This window comes from Streptomyces sp. GMY02 (assembly GCF_019056675.1).
GTDB classification, from domain to species: domain Bacteria; phylum Actinomycetota; class Actinomycetes; order Streptomycetales; family Streptomycetaceae; genus Streptomyces; species Streptomyces odonnellii.
This window is the reverse complement of the sequence record NZ_CP077658.1, coordinates 7,598,697-7,615,211: the sequence shown is the minus strand read 5'-3', so window position 1 is coordinate 7,615,211 and position 16,515 is coordinate 7,598,697. Positions and strand designations below refer to the sequence as shown.

General features: G+C 72.4%; 14 protein-coding genes and 1 pseudogene. 7 read left to right on the top strand and 8 right to left on the bottom strand.

Annotation, left to right across the window (positions count from 1 at the left end):
• Positions 1-103: 103 nt before the first annotated feature.
• From KQY30_RS32445 to KQY30_RS32435, 3 genes and pseudogenes are all read right to left on the bottom strand, one after another.
• Entirely contained in the window at positions 104-2,677 is a 2,574-nt protein-coding gene (locus tag KQY30_RS32445) for an ABC transporter permease (protein ID WP_217310103.1), read from the bottom strand.
• A gap of 362 nt (positions 2,678-3,039) precedes the next feature.
• Positions 3,040-3,780 (bottom strand): annotated as a pseudogene (locus KQY30_RS32440) (ABC transporter ATP-binding protein); the annotation flags it as partial.
• A complete protein-coding gene (locus KQY30_RS32435; RefSeq protein ID WP_217310102.1) occupies positions 3,777-4,088 on the bottom strand; it encodes an SHOCT domain-containing protein in 312 nt (103 codons plus the stop codon). The gene KQY30_RS32435 and the pseudogene KQY30_RS32440, both read right to left, overlap by 4 nt.
• 227 nt (positions 4,089-4,315) lie before the next feature.
• On the opposite strand from KQY30_RS32435, the gene KQY30_RS32430 reads away from it, so the two are divergent.
• A complete protein-coding gene (locus tag KQY30_RS32430) occupies positions 4,316-4,894 on the top strand; it encodes a TetR/AcrR family transcriptional regulator (protein WP_217310101.1) in 579 nt (192 codons plus the stop codon).
• Between the two features lie 86 nt (positions 4,895-4,980).
• On the top strand, positions 4,981-5,565 hold the full coding sequence (locus KQY30_RS32425) for a DUF4865 family protein (protein WP_217310100.1): 585 nt from the start codon (positions 4,981-4,983) through the stop codon (positions 5,563-5,565).
• A gap of 81 nt (positions 5,566-5,646) precedes the next feature.
• Here the strand turns inward: KQY30_RS32425 and KQY30_RS32420 are convergent, their stop codons facing one another.
• Positions 5,647-6,864: an ROK family protein gene (locus KQY30_RS32420; RefSeq protein WP_217310099.1), complete on the bottom strand. Its 1,218-nt coding sequence runs from the start codon at positions 6,862-6,864 to the stop codon at positions 5,647-5,649.
• 77 nt (positions 6,865-6,941) lie between these two features.
• Between KQY30_RS32420 and KQY30_RS32415 the strand changes: the two genes are divergently transcribed.
• The 3 genes from KQY30_RS32415 to KQY30_RS32405 all read left to right on the top strand — a co-directional run bounded on the left by KQY30_RS32415 (position 6,942) and on the right by KQY30_RS32405 (position 9,078).
• Positions 6,942-8,228, top strand: a complete 1,287-nt coding sequence (locus tag KQY30_RS32415; protein ID WP_217310098.1) for an MFS transporter — start codon at positions 6,942-6,944, stop codon at positions 8,226-8,228.
• A gap of 71 nt (positions 8,229-8,299) precedes the next feature.
• Positions 8,300-8,647 carry an SCO4225 family membrane protein gene (locus KQY30_RS32410; protein WP_217310097.1) on the top strand — a complete coding sequence of 116 codons (348 nt, stop codon included), beginning with the start codon at positions 8,300-8,302 and terminating at the stop codon, positions 8,645-8,647.
• A 140-nt stretch (positions 8,648-8,787) separates the two neighbouring features.
• Positions 8,788-9,078: a DUF6332 family protein gene (locus KQY30_RS32405; RefSeq protein ID WP_217310096.1), complete on the top strand. Its 291-nt coding sequence runs from the start codon at positions 8,788-8,790 to the stop codon at positions 9,076-9,078.
• Here KQY30_RS32405 and KQY30_RS32400 read toward each other — a convergent pair.
• The 3 genes from KQY30_RS32400 to KQY30_RS32390 form a co-directional block, all read right to left on the bottom strand.
• A complete protein-coding gene (locus KQY30_RS32400; RefSeq protein WP_217310094.1) occupies positions 9,039-9,704 on the bottom strand; it encodes a response regulator transcription factor in 666 nt (221 codons plus the stop codon). The genes KQY30_RS32405 and KQY30_RS32400 overlap by 40 nt on opposite strands.
• 46 nt (positions 9,705-9,750) lie before the next feature.
• Complete coding sequence (locus KQY30_RS32395; RefSeq protein WP_254407725.1) at positions 9,751-10,899, bottom strand: sensor histidine kinase; 1,149 nt, start codon at positions 10,897-10,899, stop codon at positions 9,751-9,753.
• 1,198 nt (positions 10,900-12,097) lie between these two features.
• Positions 12,098-12,805: a TetR/AcrR family transcriptional regulator gene (locus KQY30_RS32390; RefSeq protein WP_217310093.1), complete on the bottom strand. Its 708-nt coding sequence runs from the start codon at positions 12,803-12,805 to the stop codon at positions 12,098-12,100.
• Positions 12,806-12,980: 175 nt separating this feature from the next.
• On the opposite strand from KQY30_RS32390, the gene KQY30_RS32385 reads away from it, so the two are divergent.
• On the top strand, positions 12,981-13,430 hold the full coding sequence (locus KQY30_RS32385; RefSeq protein ID WP_217310092.1) for a nitroreductase family deazaflavin-dependent oxidoreductase: 450 nt from the start codon (positions 12,981-12,983) through the stop codon (positions 13,428-13,430).
• A gap of 229 nt (positions 13,431-13,659) precedes the next feature.
• On the opposite strand, the gene KQY30_RS32380 is transcribed toward KQY30_RS32385, so the two are convergent.
• On the bottom strand, positions 13,660-14,946 hold the full coding sequence (locus tag KQY30_RS32380) for a geranylgeranyl reductase family protein (RefSeq protein WP_217310091.1): 1,287 nt from the start codon (positions 14,944-14,946) through the stop codon (positions 13,660-13,662).
• Positions 14,947-15,105: 159 nt separating this feature from the next.
• Here KQY30_RS32380 and KQY30_RS32375 point away from each other — a divergent pair, with 159 nt between their 5' ends.
• Positions 15,106-16,491 (top strand): dipeptidase, encoded by a 1,386-nt coding sequence (locus tag KQY30_RS32375; protein WP_217310090.1) that lies wholly within the window; start codon positions 15,106-15,108, stop codon positions 16,489-16,491.
• Positions 16,492-16,515: the final 24 nt, after the last annotated feature.

The following is a 16,515-nucleotide window of genomic DNA, read 5'->3' as shown; positions in this document are numbered from 1 at the left end:
GTGACCACCGTGACCACCAACCACCTGTGACCGGTAACCACCCGCTCCCGACCACCCGCTCCTGCTGCACCGTCCATCCCACCTACTCGACCCGCACCAGCACCTACTCCACGGCGATGGCGCGCAGTACGTCCAGGCGCGCGGCCCTGCGCGCGGGCCGCCAGCCCGCGATCGCACCGGCCACCACGCCGACAACCGCGACCACCGTCAGTTGGACCGGCGGTACGGCGAAGGCGAAGGGCGTGTCCCCGGTGCCCTCGGAGGCCTTGACCATGACCCAGCCTAGAAGCCCGCCCAGCGCCAGTCCCCCGGCCGTACCGAACGCCGCGACCAGCACCGATTCCCAGCGGACCATGGCCCGGAGCTGGGACCGGGTCTGGCCGACGGCCCGCAGCAGACCGAGTTCCCTGGTCCGCTCATGGATCGCGAGGGTGAGCGTGTTGGCGATCCCGAGCAGCGCGATCACCACGGCGAGGGCCAGCAGCGCGTAGACGAGGGTCAGCATCATGTCGATGGCCCCCGCGGCGGTACGCGCGTACTCGTCCCGGGTCTGCACCTCGGGGTTCCCGTACGCCCGCGCCGCCCTCTCCACCGCCGCCTCGCCGGTGGCGGCCGGAACACCGTCGCGGAAAGTGACGGAGACCAGGGAGTCGGAGTCCCGCGCGCGGTGCGGTGCCCAGGCGGCCCGGGTGATCACATAGTCGCCCGCCAGCTCCGACTGCCCGTAGAGGGCACGGACCGTGAACGTCTGCTTCTCACCGTCGGTGAAGGCGAGTTCGGTGGTGCCGCCGAGCCTGAGGCCCTGCTTGCCGGCCTCGGTGTCCGAGATCGCGATCCCGTCCGTACCGAGACCGGTCAGAGAGCCCCGTACGGAGCCCAGGTCGAAGCCCTTGGCGAGGGCGGCCGGGTCGGTGACGGTCAGCGTGCGGCCCTGCCCGTCGACCTCGGCCACGCCCTTGCCAAGGCCCACGGCGGTGTCCACCTCGGGCAGCTTCGCGAGGGCGGGCGCGAGCCGGGGGCTCAGCCCGCTTCCTCCGCCGCCGAAGGCCGGTGCGCTCACCGCGAGATCCCCGGCGAAGGAACGGTCCACCGTCCGGTCCATGGTGGCCTTCAGCGAGGCGCCGAAGAGCGTGAACAGCGAGACGACCGCGACCCCGATCATCAACGCGGTGGCGGTCGCCGCGGTGCGCTTGGGGCTGCGCAGCGCGTTACGCCTGGCCAGCCCGCCCGAGACACCGCGCAGCCGGTCCAGCGGCGCGCCGAGGATCCGTACGGCGTACGAGGAGGCGACCGGGCCGAACACCACGAAGGAGACCAGGGCCAGCACCGCGCCCGCTCCCGCCAGCGGCAGTGAGGGCATGGCGAACACCCCGGTCAGGATCGCGGCCGCGCCCGCCGCGCCCAGGACCGTACCGGCGAGCGCGCGGGCCCTGGAGCCACCCGAACGGTCCACCGCGGTCTCGCGCAGCGCGGCCAGCGGAGCGGTGTGCCCTGCCCGTACGGCGGGCAGCAGCACGGACCCCAGACAGACGACCACACCGACGGCGAGCGGCAGCAGCAGCGAGAGCGCGCTGATCACCAGAGGGCCTTCGGGGAAGGGGAATCCGACAGCGGGGAACAACGCCTGGAGGCCCGCGGCGATCCCGATGCCACCGAGCAGCCCGGCGGCGGAGGCGGCCAGCGCGACGACCGTCGCCTCGGCGAGGGTCGAGCCGACGACCTGGGCGCGGGAGGCGCCGAGCGCGCGCAGCAGGGCGTTCTCGCGGGTGCGCTGGGCGACGACGATGGCGAAGGTGTTGTGGATGGAAAAGGTGGCGACGAGCAGCACGATCCCGGAGAACACCAGCAGCAGGGTGGTGAACAGGCCGAGGAACTGACCGGAGATCATGTCCTGGTTCTCGTCGGCGGAGTCCTGTCCCGTGATGGCCTCGACGCCGTCCGGCAGTACGGGGGCGAGCGCGGCCACCAGGTCCTGCTGGCTGGTGCCGGGGCCCGCGCGGACCTGGATGCTCGCGGCCTCGCCGGGTTTCGCGGTGAGGTACTTCTCGGCGTCGGCCCGGGTCATACCGGTGTAGGTGACCTGGGCCATGCCGTCCTCGCCGGCGAAGGTCGCCAGGCCGACGACGGTCACCTGGACCGGATCGGGGGTGCGCAGGACGGTACGGTCGCCGATCCGCAGTCCGCCGGTCCCGGCCGCGCCGCGGTTGACGACGACCTCGCCGCTCCTGGCCGGCAGACGGCCTTCGGCGAGCCGGTACGGGTTGAGCCGCGGGTCCTCGATCCAGTTGCCGGCGAGGGTGGGCGGCCCCTGGCCGCCGATGGGCTTGCCGTCCTTGCCGACGAGCTGCCCGGCGCCCTCGATCTTCGGAGCGACGGCGGCGACTTCGGGGATCCGCTCGATCCGGCTGATCAACGCGGTGTCGACGGGCTGCCGGGTGCCCTGCGTGTCACCGGGGACGGTGACCACGCGGGAACTGCGGACGACGGCGTCGGTGCCGCCCGCGGCCTCGCCGAACATGGTGTCGAAGCTGCCGCGCAGGGTGTCCCCCATGACGAGGGTGCCGGTCAGAAATCCGACGCCGAGCAGCACGGCGGTGAAGGTACCGGCGAAGCGCCGCTTGTGGGCGCGAAGGGCGTTGCGACTGATACGGAGCGAGGCACGGAGGGCGGCGGTCATGTGACTGCCTCGGTGTCGACGGGGGTTGTGGGGGCCGGGGCAGTGTTGGCGGAGTCCATGTGTGCCGGGGCCGTGTTGGCAGGATCTATGTGGTCCGGGGCCGCATGGTCCGGGTCTGTATGGGCCGGAGCTGTGTCGCCCGGACCCATGGGTGCGGAGCCCATGTGGTCCGGACTCATGTGGTCAGGGCCCACGTGTCCAGGGACCGTGTGGTCCGGACCCATGTGGGCCGGGCCTGTGTGGGCCGGGCCTGTGTGGGCCGGGGCTATGTCGGCCGGACCCATGTGTCCAGGGGACATGTGTGCCGGGTCTGTGTGGGCGGAGCCCATGTCCACCGCGCCCATGTCCGACGCGCCCCGCGCGTCAAACGCCTTCATCCGGTCCAGGACGCGCTCCGCGGTCGGGCTCTTCATCCGGTCCACGAGCCGGCCGTCCGCGAGGAAGATCACCTCGTCGGCGTGGGCCGCGGCGACCGGGTCGTGGGTGACCATGACGACCGTACGGCCCGTCTTGCGTACCGTACGGCTCAGCAGCCGCAGCACCTCCTCCCCCGCGCGCGAGTCGAGGTTGCCGGTCGGCTCGTCGGCGAACACGACATCGGGTCCGCCGGCGAACGCCCGTGCCACGGCGACGCGTTGCTGCTGGCCGCCGGAGAGTTCGCTGGGCCGGTGGTGCAGCCGGTCGCGCAGTCCGACGGTGTCGATCAGATCGTCCAGCCGCTCACGGTCGTGCGGTGTGCCCGCCAGATCCATCGGCAGCGTGATGTTCTCCGCGACCGTCAGGGTCGGTACGAGATTGAAGGCCTGGAAGACGAAGCCCACACGCTCGCGGCGCAGCAGGGTCAGCGCGCGGTCGTCGAGCGTGCTCAGATCCGTACCGCCGATACGGGCCGAGCCCGAGGTGAGGGTGTCGAGTCCGGCCGCGCAGTGCATCAGCGTGGATTTCCCCGAGCCCGAGGGCCCCATGATCGCGGTGAACCGGCCGGCCGGGAAGTCGACGCTCACCCCGTTCAGGGCCCGCACTTCCGTGTCGCCCTTGCCGTAGATCTTCACGGCGTCCACGACCCGGGCCGCGGCGCGGGAGGTGACCGTAGTGGCGCTCATACGGCGCCGCCCTTGCCCGTACGGCCGAACTGCTCGTCCAGCACGGAGAGCCGGCGCCAGTACTCGTCCTCGTCGATCTCCCCCGCCGCGAACCTGCGGCCGAGCAGCGCGATGGGCGACCGGTCGTCGTGCCCGGTGTCGACGGGTTGCCAGGGGCCGCGGAACCTGCCGCCAGGGCCGAGGCCCCGGCCGCCCCGCCACACCGTACGGCGCAGCAGGGCGAGACCGCCGATGACAACGGTCGCCCAGAACAGGGGGAACAGCAGAATCCACGGGCCGGGCCCGCCGTCGAAGGCCAGATTGTTCATGTCGGTACAGCTCCTCCAGGAAGCGTGTCGGTGTCTTTCGCTCCGCCGTGCCGCACGTCCTGTCGTGCCGCACGTCCTTGTCGCTTCCGAGCCTCGCGCCGGAGGAGGGCCCGAGTCGTCGTACGGCCAGCGGCCGTGCGCGTACGACTCCGGGAGTAGCGGCGGGGCCTCGGGCTGCTCCCGGCCGCTCTGGATCTCTGTACCTACTGGTATGTACAGTGGCGCCCATGAGCACTCCCGACCGTCTGATCGAGGCCACGCGCGAGCTGCTGTGGGAGCGGGGTTATGTGGGCACCAGCCCCAGGGCGATCCAGCAGCGGGCGGAGGCGGGCCAGGGCAGCATGTACCACCACTTCGCGGGCAAGCCCGCGCTGGCGCTGGCCGCGATACGCCGTACCGCCGAGGAGTTGCGGACGGCGGCCGAGGCGACGCTCGGCGGAGGCGGTTCCGCGTACGACCGGCTCTCGGCGTATCTGTTGCGCGAACGCGAGGTGTTGCGCGGCTGTCCGGTCGGACGGCTGACCATGGATCCCGACATCATCGCCGACGACACCCTGCGGGCCCCGGTCGACGAGACGATCGGCTGGCTGCGCGGCAGGCTGGCGGGAATCGTCGAAGAGGGCCAGAAGCGAGGCGAGTTCGCGGCAGGGCTCGATCCCGAGGAGATCGCGTCGACGGTTCTGGCGACCGTGCAGGGCGGCTATGTCCTGGCCCGCGCGGCCGGTTCGCCCGCCGCGTTCGACGCGGGGGTACGGGGACTGCTGGCCCTGCTCGCCCCCGACTCGCCCGGCTCCTCGGCCCCTTGAGGCCGCCTTGGTATCCGCGCCCCCTCCCGTACCCGTACGCCCCCTCCCCGTAGCCGCACCCGTACTCCCACGTCCAGGAGCACCCGATGCACGCCATGCAGTACGAGATCACCCTGCCCGCCGACTACGACATGGGGATCATCCGCAAGCGCGTCGCGGACAAGGGCCCGCTGCTGGACGGTCTTCCGGGGCTCGGGCTGAAGGCGTATCTGATCCGGGAGCGCGCCGACGGCTCACCGGTGAACCAGTACGCGCCGTTCTATCTCTGGACCGAGAGCACAGCGATGAACGCGTTCCTGCTGGGGCCCGGATTCGGCGGGATCGTAAGGGACTTCGGGCGGCCCGTCGTCCAGCACTGGTCAGGCCTGCTGTACGCGGAGGGCCCGGCCCGCGCGAGCGCTCCCCGTACGGCCGTACGCCGCCGCCTGCACCTGCCCGGGGGTACGGACCGGCCGGGCGCGGACCTGCCCGCCCTGGCCGGCGCGGCGCTGCGGGACACCGAGCGGCTGGCCGGGCTCGACGGGGTGGTGTGCGCCGCGCTGGCACTCGATCCGCGCCACTGGGAACTCGTACACCTCACGTTCTGGGAGCACGACACCCCGCGCGAGACCGGCGACCGGTACCAGGTCCTGCATCTCTCGCAGCCGCACCGCGCGGAACTCGGCGGCTGACGCGCGAACCTGCGGGCCGAGCAGGGAACTTGGGGGCTGAGCCGCTGAGCGGCGCCCGGCGTACCGTATGCCGTCGAGCGCCTACCGGACGAGCGCGCCCAGCGGATCGTCGAGCACCGGCTGCCAGGCCACCTCGGCCGCGCCCACCAGACTGTTGTAGTCGAGTGTGCACGGCAGTATCGGTACGCCACCGCCCTGACCCCACAGACTGCGGTCGGCCACGACGGCGTGCAGCCGCTCGGGGTCCGCGTCGAGCAGTTCGCGGTGGAGGCCGCCGAGGATGATCCGGTCGGGGTTGAGGATATTGACCAGCCCGGCAAGTCCCAGGCCCAGCCGGTCGATCAGTTCCTCGGTGGCTCTCCGTACGGCCGGGTCCGCGGCCTCCGTACGGAGCAGATCACGGGCCTGCTGGAGCAGGGAGACCTCCGGGCCCGGGTCACGGCCGGCGGCGGTGAGAAAGGCGAGCGGATCGGCCTCGACATCGAGACAGCCCTTTCCGCCGCAGTGGCAGGGCCGCCCCTCCGGGTTGACCGTGAGATGGCCGACTTCGAGGGCGAGGCCCGAACTGCCCGTGTGCAGACGGCCGTCGAGGACGAGCGCGCCGCCGACACCACGGTGTCCCGTGGCGACACAGAGCAGATGCTGTGCGCCGCGGCCGGCGCCGTGCCGGTGCTCGGCGAGCGCGGCGAGGTTGACGTCGTTGCCGGTGAAGGCGGGGCCCTCGATACCGGCCGCGCGGACCCGCTCGGCGAAGATGTCCCGGACGGGGGCGCCGACGGGCCAGGCGATGTGCAACGGGTTGAGCGCGGTGCCCTCCGGCTCGGCGACGGCCGAGGGCACGGCGAGGCCCGCGCCCACACACCGCCGCTCGGTCGCGCGCAGCAGCGCGGCCCCGGCCTCCACCGCCTCCCCGAGCACCTGGGCCGGATCGGCCGGAACCGTACCGCAGCCGGGGGCGGTGGCGACGATCCGGCCGCCGAGCCCGACCAGCGCGACCCGGTAGCCGTCGGCGTGCACCTGGGCGGCGAGGGCGACGGGCCCCTGGTCGTCGACGGACAGCCGGTGCGAGGGCCGCCCCTGGGAACCCGCGCCGGCACCGGGCCGCGAATCGACCGTGATCAGGCCGAGGGCCTCCAGCTCCGCGGCCACCGCACCGGCCGTGGCCCGGGTGACCCCCAACTCGGCGGTGAGTACGGCCCGGGTGGGCGCGCGCCCGGTATGCACCAGTTCCAAGGCGGGCCCGAGCGCGCCGCGGCCTCTCTCCAGCCGTGTCCGGGTAGTGGTGCCCTTGCCGTTCATGGGGGCGAGTCTCCCATGTCGCGCGACAGACGCTCACGGAGCTTCCGCTGAGCCGACCTGAAGCGTACCCTCACTTTGTGCCGCATCTGAACAAAGTAGGGACCGGCGCCGTTTCGGGGAGCGACGACTCGGACCGCGCGGCCCGGTCCTCCCTCTCCCGTCTCCGTATCGCACTGACTGTCTTCTTCGCGCTCGACGGCTTCATGTTCGCCGGGTGGGTGGTCCGCATTCCCGCCATCAAGCAGCGGATCGGGGCCTCGGAGAGCGATCTGGGGCTGGCGCTGCTCGGGGTGTCAGCGGGGGCCGTGGTGACGATGGTGGTCACGGGGCGGCTGTGCCAGCGGTTCGGCAGCCATCCGGTGACGGTGGTGTCGGCGGTGCTGCTCTCGCTGAGCATCGCGCTGCCGCCGCAGGCGCACTCGGCGCTGGCCCTGGGGTTGGTGCTGCTGGTGTTCGGCACGGCATACGGGGCCCTCAATGTCGCCATGAACAGCGCGGCCGTCGATCTGGTCGCGGCCCTGCGGCGGCCGGTGATGTCCAGCTTTCACGCGGCGTTCAGCCTGGGCGGCATGGTGGGGGCAGGGGTCGGCGGGCTGGTCGCGGGCGGGCTCTCGCCGGCCGTTCATCTGCTGCTTCTGACCGGACTTGGGCTGCTGGTGACCGCGGTGATCGGGCCCGTACTGCTGCGGCAGCCCGTACCCGCACCCGTACCGGAGCGGGATCAGCGGACGGCGGAGAAGGAGCGGGCGGAAGGGGCGGAGCGGGATCGCGACGGGGCGCGCGGGCTCGGGCGGGGGGCGCGCCGGGTGGTGCTGCTCTTCGGGGTGATCGCGCTGTGCACGGCGTACGGCGAGGGGGCCATGGCCGACTGGAGCGCCCTCCATCTCACCGAGAGCCTGGGCGCCAGTGCCGGGGTCGCCGCCGCCGGTTACTCGCTCTTCGCCCTCGCCATGACGGCGGGACGGCTGTCCGGCACGTTCCTGCTGGAGCGGCTCGGCCAGACCCGCGCCTTGGTCTCCGGCGGTACGGCGGCCGCGTTCGGCATGCTGCTGGGCGCACTGGCCCCCACCGTCTGGCTCGCGCTGGCGGGCTTCGCGGTGGCGGGGCTCGGTCTGGCCAATATCTTTCCCGTGGCCGTCGGCCAGGCGGGAGCCCTGGCGGGACCCGGTGGAGTGGCCGCGGCGTCGACGCTGGGGTACGGCGGGATGCTGCTGGGCCCGCCCGCGATCGGGTTCCTGGCCGACTGGTTCACCCTGCCCCTCGCTCTGACGACCGTCGCACTGCTGGCGGGCGCCGCCGCGCTTGTCGCGTATCTGGCCCGGAGCGCGTCGCCGGAACCGGCGGGCCAGATGGGGATTGAGTAGGCGTACTCAGGCACAGCCATTCGATCTGACGGACCCTGGAAGGGAAGCAGCACACTTCAGGGGAGAAAATCATGGCTTCTGGACCGCTTACCGCGCTCGTACGGCTGACCTTCGGCAATCGGGCGTCCCAGGCCTATCTCGCACTGGTCGCGGCGGCGGCCGTGTTCGTCGCGGTCGACACCCTTCTGGTGCATCGCGAGGACGCGTCGTTCGCCGGTGTATGGCTGTTCTTCCTCGCGGCGCCAACGGTCTTCGTGTTCTTCATAGGCGGCGAACTGCTCGGCGCGACGGTCGCGGATTCCGCCGCGTTCGTCTACCCCGCGCTGGTGCTCTCGGTACTGATCCAGGCGGCGGCGCTGGGCGCGTTCGTACGCCTGATGCGCGGCGGGCCACGGCCTTCGCACCCGCGCGAGGCCTGAGCGCCTGATGGGGCGGAAGGCCCTCCGTACCGGCCGGCACGATGCCGGGCCCGGAGACCGCCGACCCGACGCCCGGGTGCTTACGGCCCGCCCGCTTTCGGCGTCTTGTCCCCCGCCTCGGCTCGGGCCAGACTCGGGCCATGGGGACGACACGGAGCGACGCCGAGCGGGATGCCATCACGGTCGAGATCGGCTTCGCCGTGGTGACGGGGATGCTGGCGGCGGGGCTGGTGTTCGGCGTGGTCGCGGGGGCCGCGTGGTACTTCGGACTACCCGAGGTTTTCATACGGGTTGGCGCTGTCGCCGGGGCTCTCGCCTTTGTCGCCCGGGCCGTTCAGGTGCTGTGGCGCTTTCCGCGACGGCGCAGCAGCCGTGAACCGGACATGCCCGGTCAGCCGAGCCAGCCCGGCCTTACGAGCCCCGACTCATAGGCGAACACGACCAGTTGGGCCCGGTCGCGGGCGCCCAGCTTCACCATCGTCCTGCTGACATGCGTCTTCGCCGTGAGCGGGCTGACGACCAGGCGGCGGGCGATCTCCTCGTTGGAGAGGCCGATACCGACCAGGGCCATCACCTCCCGTTCCCGCTCGGTGAGTTCACCGAGCCCCGCGAAGTCCGTGGGCGCCTTGGAACGCGACGCGAACTCCGCGATGAGCCGCCGCGTCACCCCCGGCGACAGCAGCGCGTCGCCGTCCACCACCGCCCTTACCGCGCGCAGGAGTTCCTCCGGTTCGGTGTCCTTGACCAGAAAGCCGGACGCGCCGGAGCGGATCGCCTCGAAGACGTACTCGTCGAGTTCGAAGGTGGTGAGCATCACCACCTTCACCTGGTCGAGCCCTCCGTCCCCGGTGATGCGCCGGGTCGCGGCCAGGCCGTCCAGCAGCGGCATCCGGATGTCCATCAGCACCACATCGGGGCGGAGTTCGCGCACCCGGCGCACCGCCTCCTCGCCGTCCGCGGCCTCACCGGCGACCTCGATGTCCGGCTGGGCGTCGAGCAACGCGCGGAAGCCCGCCCGTACCAGCGACTGGTCGTCGGCGAGCAGCACACTGATCACGGTGAGTCCTCCAGGACAAGGACGGGGGCGGTGACACGGACACGGATCACACTGGCTCCTCGGGAGGCAGGCCGGGGCCGGGCAGGGGCAGTGTCGCCCGGACGCGGAAGCCGCCGCCGGGTCCCGGTCCGGCCTCGATGGTGCCACCGAGGGCGGCGGCGCGTTCACGCATTCCGACGAGTCCGTTGCCGCTGCCACCCGCGTCGCCGCCGGTCGCGGGGCCCGCGTCGTCGATGAGGAGTTCGAGCCGTCCGGGCGCGTAACCGAGCCGTACCCGCGCGGTACGGGAACCGGAGTGCCGCACCACATTGGTCAGCGCCTCCTGGATGATCCGGAAGGCCGCCAGATCGGTGCCGGGCGGCAGCGCGATCCGCCGTCCGTCGCGGACGATCTCGACAGTCAGTCCGGCGCCGGCGGCCTGCTCGACGAGTTCCGGCAGCCGGTCGAGCCCGGGGGCGGGGGCGCGTGGGGCGTCGCCGGGCGTTCTGAGGGTGTCGAGTACCTGACGTACCTCGCCGAGTGCCTCCTTGCTCGCCGCCTTGATGGTGGTGAGCGCGGTACGGGCCTGCTCGGGGTCAGAGTCGAGCAGGGCGAGCCCCACACCGGCCTGGACGTTGATCACGGAGATGGAGTGCGCGAGTACGTCGTGCAGCTCGCGGGCGATCCGCAGCCGCTCCTCGTCCTGCCGCCGTTTCTCTGCGGCCCTGCGCTCGGCGCCTTCCCTGGCCCACTGCTCCCTGCGGACCCGGACCAGTTCGGAGGCCGCGCAGAGGGCGACGACGAAGGCGGCGATGACGAGTTCCTGGCCCCAGGGCGCGGCTCGGTCGTGGGGCGGGGGCAGCCAGCGGTAGAGCCAGTGCGCGATGAGCACATGCCCGAGCCAGAGCGAACCGACGGCCCACCAGGCCGCACGGCGGTGACCTGCGGCGATCGCGGCGTAGCAGGCCACGCCGACGGTCAGGAAGATCGGTCCGTACGGGTAGCCGGCGGCGAAGTAGACCAGGGCGATGGCCGAGACCCCGAAGACGGCGGCCACGGGTCGGCGGTGCCGGAAGAGAAGGAGAGCGGGTCCGGCGAGGAGCAACAGGCGGGCGTAGATGTCGAGGGGGAGCCGCTGGCCGTGCTGGCCTTGGGCGGCGAAGGTGGTCCCGACGAGAACGAAGACGGCGAGGAGGAACGTGGAGGCCCAGGGCAGTCGGCGCCGCTCCCACCGGCCGCCGTCGGCCCCGAAGGCCCCCGGGCCCCGGCTCTCGGCCCAGGCGCCGAAGCCGCCGGAGCCGAAGCCGCCCGCGCCGAAGCCGCCGGCAGGGATGCCGTCGGCAGGCCGACGGGGCCCAGCGCCCCAGCGGCCGGTCCCCCCGCCGAAACATCCGGCCGAGCGGTCGGCCCCTGTGCCGCCGATTCGCCGGCCGAAACCTCGGGTACGGCTGATGGCCCCCGGGCCGAAGCCCCGGCGGGCCCAGGATCCGGTCCGGCGGTCAGAATCCAGGCCGACGGCCCGCCGGTCGGCGTCGGTGCCGTCGGTCAGGCTGTCGGTCGGGCCGTCGAACCCCGTGCCGGAGCCCGGGGCCAGGGTGCCGGTCCGGGCGTCGGACCCACGTCCGAGGGTCCCGGCCCGGAGGTCGGCCCCGTAGGCGAAACCGTCGGCCCGGCCGTCGAGCCCGTCGCCCGGCCCGGCGCCGGTCGCCTCGCCGGAAACGCCGCCCCGGCCCTCGGGTGCCTCGCCCATCCCACCGTCGGGCCGCCACGGCGGCCGGAACCGCGAGCCGCCCCGTGACCAGGGGAAACCGCCTCGTCGGGGCGGGCTCGGCGTATCTTCGTCGCCCCCGTTGCGACCGCTCGGGTGTTGTGCCATGTCGGCCACGCTAAACCGGCCGGACAGTTCCGGCGTCCGTCGGGCGTGGCGATCACACGTACTCCCTGGGGAGTACGACGGGTGGTACGGCCCGTTCTACGCGGCGGCCGTGCATCTCGCCCCGCGACCGGAACGCACACCAGCGGCCCCCTGCGTGCCGCCTCGTCGGCGGCAGGACGGCATCCGGTACGCCGCGCCCGACGGCCCGGACATGTGCAGCTTGACTGCGGGGCCAGGGATCTACGTGGATCAGGCCGCGGCGTCTGCTGGAGGTCCCTCCTGTCCGTGCTGTTCGGGCCACGGAGGAGCATGGCAACGCGGAGGACCGGCGTTAACGCAGCGAGGTACCGCCCGCAGCAGCAGCGGCTGATGTCACTGCGGCGTCGCGGCCCCGCAAAAATCCACCGGACCGGACCCAGGTGTCTTGTCGATCAAGCCCGGTCGGTGAGCAGGGTCCGGTACGTGCGATCGCAAGACGACAACGCCCCGAGCGTGCGCGCCAAGCCCCACAAGCCCGGCAAGACCGACGAGACACCCCCTAGGTCGTGGGCCCCGTCGTGGCGAGCAGGCCTACTTCGTGGGCGAGGCGGCGGGTGGACTGGGTGAAGAGTTCGTCGCGGGCCACGACGACGTCGTTGAACTGGCCGAAGACCTCGAACGAGATCAGGCCGAAGAGCTGCGCCCACGCCGCGACCAGTGCCGCCGCCACCTCCGGCGGAAGGCCGGGGGCGAACTGCGCGGCCAGGCGCTCCGCCTCCGGGCGCAGTTCCGGGGAGAGCGCGGGGAGTGCGATACCGCCCGCGCGGTGGGCGTCGCTCGCGACGGAGATCAGCGCGAGGCCGACGCGGGACGCGGGCGCGACGGTCAACTGGGGTGCGGTGTAGCCGGGTACGGGGGAGCCGTAGATCAGCGCGTACTCGTGCGGATGGGCCAGGGCCCAGGCCCGTACCGCCGCGCAGATGGCCGCCCAGCGGTCCACGGGACCGGCCGAGTCTGCGGCGGCCAGCGCCTGTTCCGCGGCCGAGCCGACCGCGTTGAAGGCATCGACGATCAGGGCGGTCAGCAGATCGTCCCGGCTGGGGAAGTAGCGGTAGAGCGCGGACGACACCATGCCCAGCTCGCGGGCGACGGCGCGCAGCGAGAGCTTCGCGGCGCCCTCGGCCGCGAGTTGTCTGCGCGCTTCGTCCTTGATGGCCACCGTGACTTCGGTACGGGCGCGTTCCCGGGCTCCCCTGATGGTCGTCATGGAGAGCAGTGTGCCATGTTTCGGAGCACCGCCCAATTTTCGGAGCGGCGCCCACATCAGAGAGCACTGCTCTTGCTTTGGAGCATCCCTTCCGTGCACACTGCTCTCAAGCGAGAGCAGTGCTCTCGCAAACTCGCGGGGAACCCACCCTCAACCCAACCTCAGGGGAGCCACCATGACGCAGCCCTACTACCTCAAGGCTGGCCGGGCCGCCGGCTGGCTCAACAACATCGTCGGCCGGCTCGCCCGGCACGGGGTGAGCATGCTGGGTACGGCGGAGATGTCCGTACGCGGCCGGAAGAGCGGCCAGATGCAGCGCATACCCGTGAACCCGCACACCCACGAGGGCAGCCAGTACCTGGTCTCGGCGCGGGGCCACTCGCAGTGGGTGCGGAACATGCGCGTCGCGGGCGGCGGCGAGCTGCGGGTCGGCCGCAAGGTGCGGCGGTTCACCGCGACCGAGGTCCCCGACGACGAGAAGCTCGCGATCCTCCGGACGTATCTCAAGCGCTGGGGCTGGGAGGTCAACCAGTACTTCCAAGGGGTCACCGTGAAGTCCTCCGACGCGGAGATCATCGCGGCGGCCCCGGACCACCCGGTCTTCCTGATCAGGACGGACTTCTGAGCACGGCGGCCACCGGCCCGGAGCGGTCCCAGCTCAACCGGCCCCAGCTCGACCAGCCCCGGCCCGACCGCGCTGCGCCCGACCGCACTGTGCCCAACCGCACTACGCCCGACCGCGGGGCCCACCGCCAGGGGCCCACAGCCCAGACGACAGACGTCCCCGCCCCACCAGAACCGCGCCCGCCTCAGCCCTCAGCCCCGCAGCCTGCCCACCGCGTACCCCCGTGCGCTCACTCCCGCGCGCTCGCCCCCGGTACGGTCTCCGGCTCCGGTGCGTTCTCCTCCGGCACGGCCGCACCCTGTTGTCTGCGGTCCAGCAGGTCGAGCGCGCGCCGGGCCAACGGGTGGGTCCGGACCAGGCCGGCCAGTGAGGTCGAGCCGCGCGCGATGTCCGCGAACGCGTTCCAGGCCGGGCGCAGGCCGGTGATCGCCGCGTGCAGCATCCCCGGGCGGCGCTCGAAGATGGCGAGCATCCGCCGCCCGACGCCCATCTCCACACCGAGGCCGGCTTTGATGGCGAAGGCGTAGTTCAGCGCCTGGCGCCGGGCGTCCACGGCGTCATGCGCCTCGGAGATCCGTACCGCCCACTCCCCCGCCAGCCGCCCCGACCGCAGGGCGAACGAAATCCCTTCCCTGGTCCAGGGCTCAAGCAGTCCCGCCGCATCCCCGCACACCAGCACCCGCCCCCGGGACAGCGGCGAGTCGTCACTGCGGCACCGGGTGAGATGCCCGGACGACACCGAGGGCTCGAAGCCGGCGAGCCCGAGCCTGGCGATGAAGTCCTCCAGATAGCGCTTGGTCGCCGCGCCCTCACCACGCGCCGAGATCACCCCGACGGTGAGGGTGTCCCCCTTGGGGAACACCCAGCCGTAACTCCCGGGCAGCGGGCCCCAGTCGATGAGCACCCGGCCCGCCCAGTCCTCCGCGACCGGCGGCGGCACCGGGATCTCGGCCTCCAGACCCAGGTCGACCTGGTCGAGCTTGACTCCGACGTGCGCGCCTATCCGGCTGGCGCTGCCGTCGGCGCCGACCACGGCCCGCGCCAGCACCGTCTCACCGCCGGCCAGCACCACGGCGACCGTACGGCGGTCGGGCACCGCCGGGCCGTGCTGTTCGACGCGCGTGACACTCACGCCCGTACGCAGCACCGCACCGGCCTTCTGCGCGTGCTCCACCAGACTCTGGTCGAACTCGGGGCGGTTGATGAGCCCGAAGAGCATCCGCTTGGAGCGGCGTGTACGGGCCAGCTTCCCGTTCAGCGAGAACGTCACCGCGTGGACCCGGTCCCTCAGCGGCAGTTCGAAGCCGGGCGGCAGCGCATCGCGCGAGGGCCCGATGATCCCGCCCCCACAGGTCTTGTAGCGGGGCAACTCGGCTTTCTCCAGCAGCAGCACCTGACGGCCCGCGACCGCCGCCGCGTATGCCGCGGAGGCTCCCGCCGGTCCTGCGCCGACCACAACGACATCCCATACCGGCTCGTCGTGCTCGCTTCCGGCGTCTGCGTTCTCGCTGCTCACGATGTGCTTCTGCTCCTGATCCGACCGGTGGCCCCTGTTGTCGAACGGCATCCTACGGCCAGGGCCCGGCAAGCCCGCTGTGGGAGGATCGCCAGTGCCCTTCGACGTACACGACGACGTACACGACGAGACAACGACTCAGCCACCAGGAGCGTGCCCATGACCGCGAATCCGATCGCCGAGACCACGGATCCGATCGCCGGAACCGTCGCGTCCCTGCTGCCACGTGCCCGTACCGAGCTGGCGGAGCTGGTGTCGTTCCGTTCCGTGGCGGATCCCGCGGTGTTCCCGAGGAGCGAGTGCGAGGCCGCCGCGGCGTGGGTGGCCGACGCGCTGCGCGCCGAGGACTTCCAGGATGTGTCGCTCCTCGACACCCCGGACGGTACACAGTCCGTCTACGGTCTGCTGCCCGGCCCCGAGGGTGCCCCCACCGTACTGCTCTACGCCCACTACGACGTACAGCCGCCACTGGACGAATCGGCTTGGCTGACACCGCCGTTCGAGCTGACGGAGCGCGACGGCCGCTGGTACGGGCGCGGCGCCGCCGACTGCAAGGGCGGCTTCCTGATGCATCTCCTCGCGCTGCGCGCCCTCAAGGCCAACGGCGGTGTGCCGGTGACGGTCAAGGTCATCGCCGAGGGCTCGGAGGAGCAGGGTACCGGCGGTCTCGAACGGTACGCGGAGGCGCATCCGGAGCTGCTCGCCGCCGACACGATCGTCATCGGTGACGCCGGGAACTTCCGGCTGGGGCTGCCGACGGTCACAGCCACCCTGCGCGGGATGACGATGCTGCGCGTACGGATCGACACGCTCGAAGGGAACCTGCACTCGGGGGCGTTCGGCGGAGCCGCGCCCGACGCGCTCGCCGCGCTGATCAGGGTGCTGGACTCGCTGCGCGCGGAGGACGGTACGACCACGGTGGACGGTCTGCCCTCGGGCACGGGCTGGGACGGACTCACCTACGGCGAGGCCGAGTTCCGCGAGGACGCGAAGGTGCTCGACGGGGTCGGGCTGATCGGCGGCGGTTCCGTCGCCGACCGGATCTGGGCGCGGCCCGCGGTGACCGTCCTGGGCATCGACTGCCCACCGGTGGTGGGGGCCACCCCGTCCATCCAGGCGAGCGCGCGGGCGACGGTCAGTCTGCGGATCCCGCCGGGCCAGGACGCGGCCGAGGCGACGGAGCTGCTGACCGCGCACATCGAGAAGCACACGCCGTGGGGCGCGCGGGTGTCGGTGGAACAGATGGGCCAGGGCCAGCCGTTCCGCGCGGACACGTCGAGCCCGGCGTACGCGGCGATGGCGGACGCGATGCGGGTGGCGTACCCGGGGCAGGAGATGCAGACGGCGGGTCAGGGCGGGTCCATCCCGCTGTGCAACACCCTGGCCGCGCTGTATCCGGAGGCGGAGATCCTGCTGATCGGGCTGAGTGAGCCGGAGGCGCAGATCCACGCGGTGAACGAGAGTGTGTCGCCGGAGGAGCTGAGGCGGCTGTCGGTGGCGGAGGCGCACTTCCTGGTCAACTACGCGGATTCCAAGAAGGGTTGAGACGCCGGGCGGCGCCGGGCGGCG

Coding starts and splice junctions, on each gene's coding strand:
- KQY30_RS32405 (WP_217310096.1), top strand. CDS start 8,788: ATGGGGACGACACGGAGCGACGCCGAGCGGGATGCCATCACGGTCGAG.
- KQY30_RS32430 (WP_217310101.1), top strand. CDS start 4,316: ATGAGCACTCCCGACCGTCTGATCGAGGCCACGCGCGAGCTGCTGTGG.
- KQY30_RS32385 (WP_217310092.1), top strand. CDS start 12,981: ATGACGCAGCCCTACTACCTCAAGGCTGGCCGGGCCGCCGGCTGGCTC.
- KQY30_RS32420 (WP_217310099.1), bottom strand. CDS start 6,864: ATGAACGGCAAGGGCACCACTACCCGGACACGGCTGGAGAGAGGCCGC.
- KQY30_RS32390 (WP_217310093.1), bottom strand. CDS start 12,805: ATGACGACCATCAGGGGAGCCCGGGAACGCGCCCGTACCGAAGTCACG.
- KQY30_RS32375 (WP_217310090.1), top strand. CDS start 15,106: ATGACCGCGAATCCGATCGCCGAGACCACGGATCCGATCGCCGGAACC.
- KQY30_RS32425 (WP_217310100.1), top strand. CDS start 4,981: ATGCACGCCATGCAGTACGAGATCACCCTGCCCGCCGACTACGACATG.
- KQY30_RS32445 (WP_217310103.1), bottom strand. CDS start 2,677: ATGACCGCCGCCCTCCGTGCCTCGCTCCGTATCAGTCGCAACGCCCTT.
- KQY30_RS32435 (WP_217310102.1), bottom strand. CDS start 4,088: ATGAACAATCTGGCCTTCGACGGCGGGCCCGGCCCGTGGATTCTGCTG.
- KQY30_RS32410 (WP_217310097.1), top strand. CDS start 8,300: ATGGCTTCTGGACCGCTTACCGCGCTCGTACGGCTGACCTTCGGCAAT.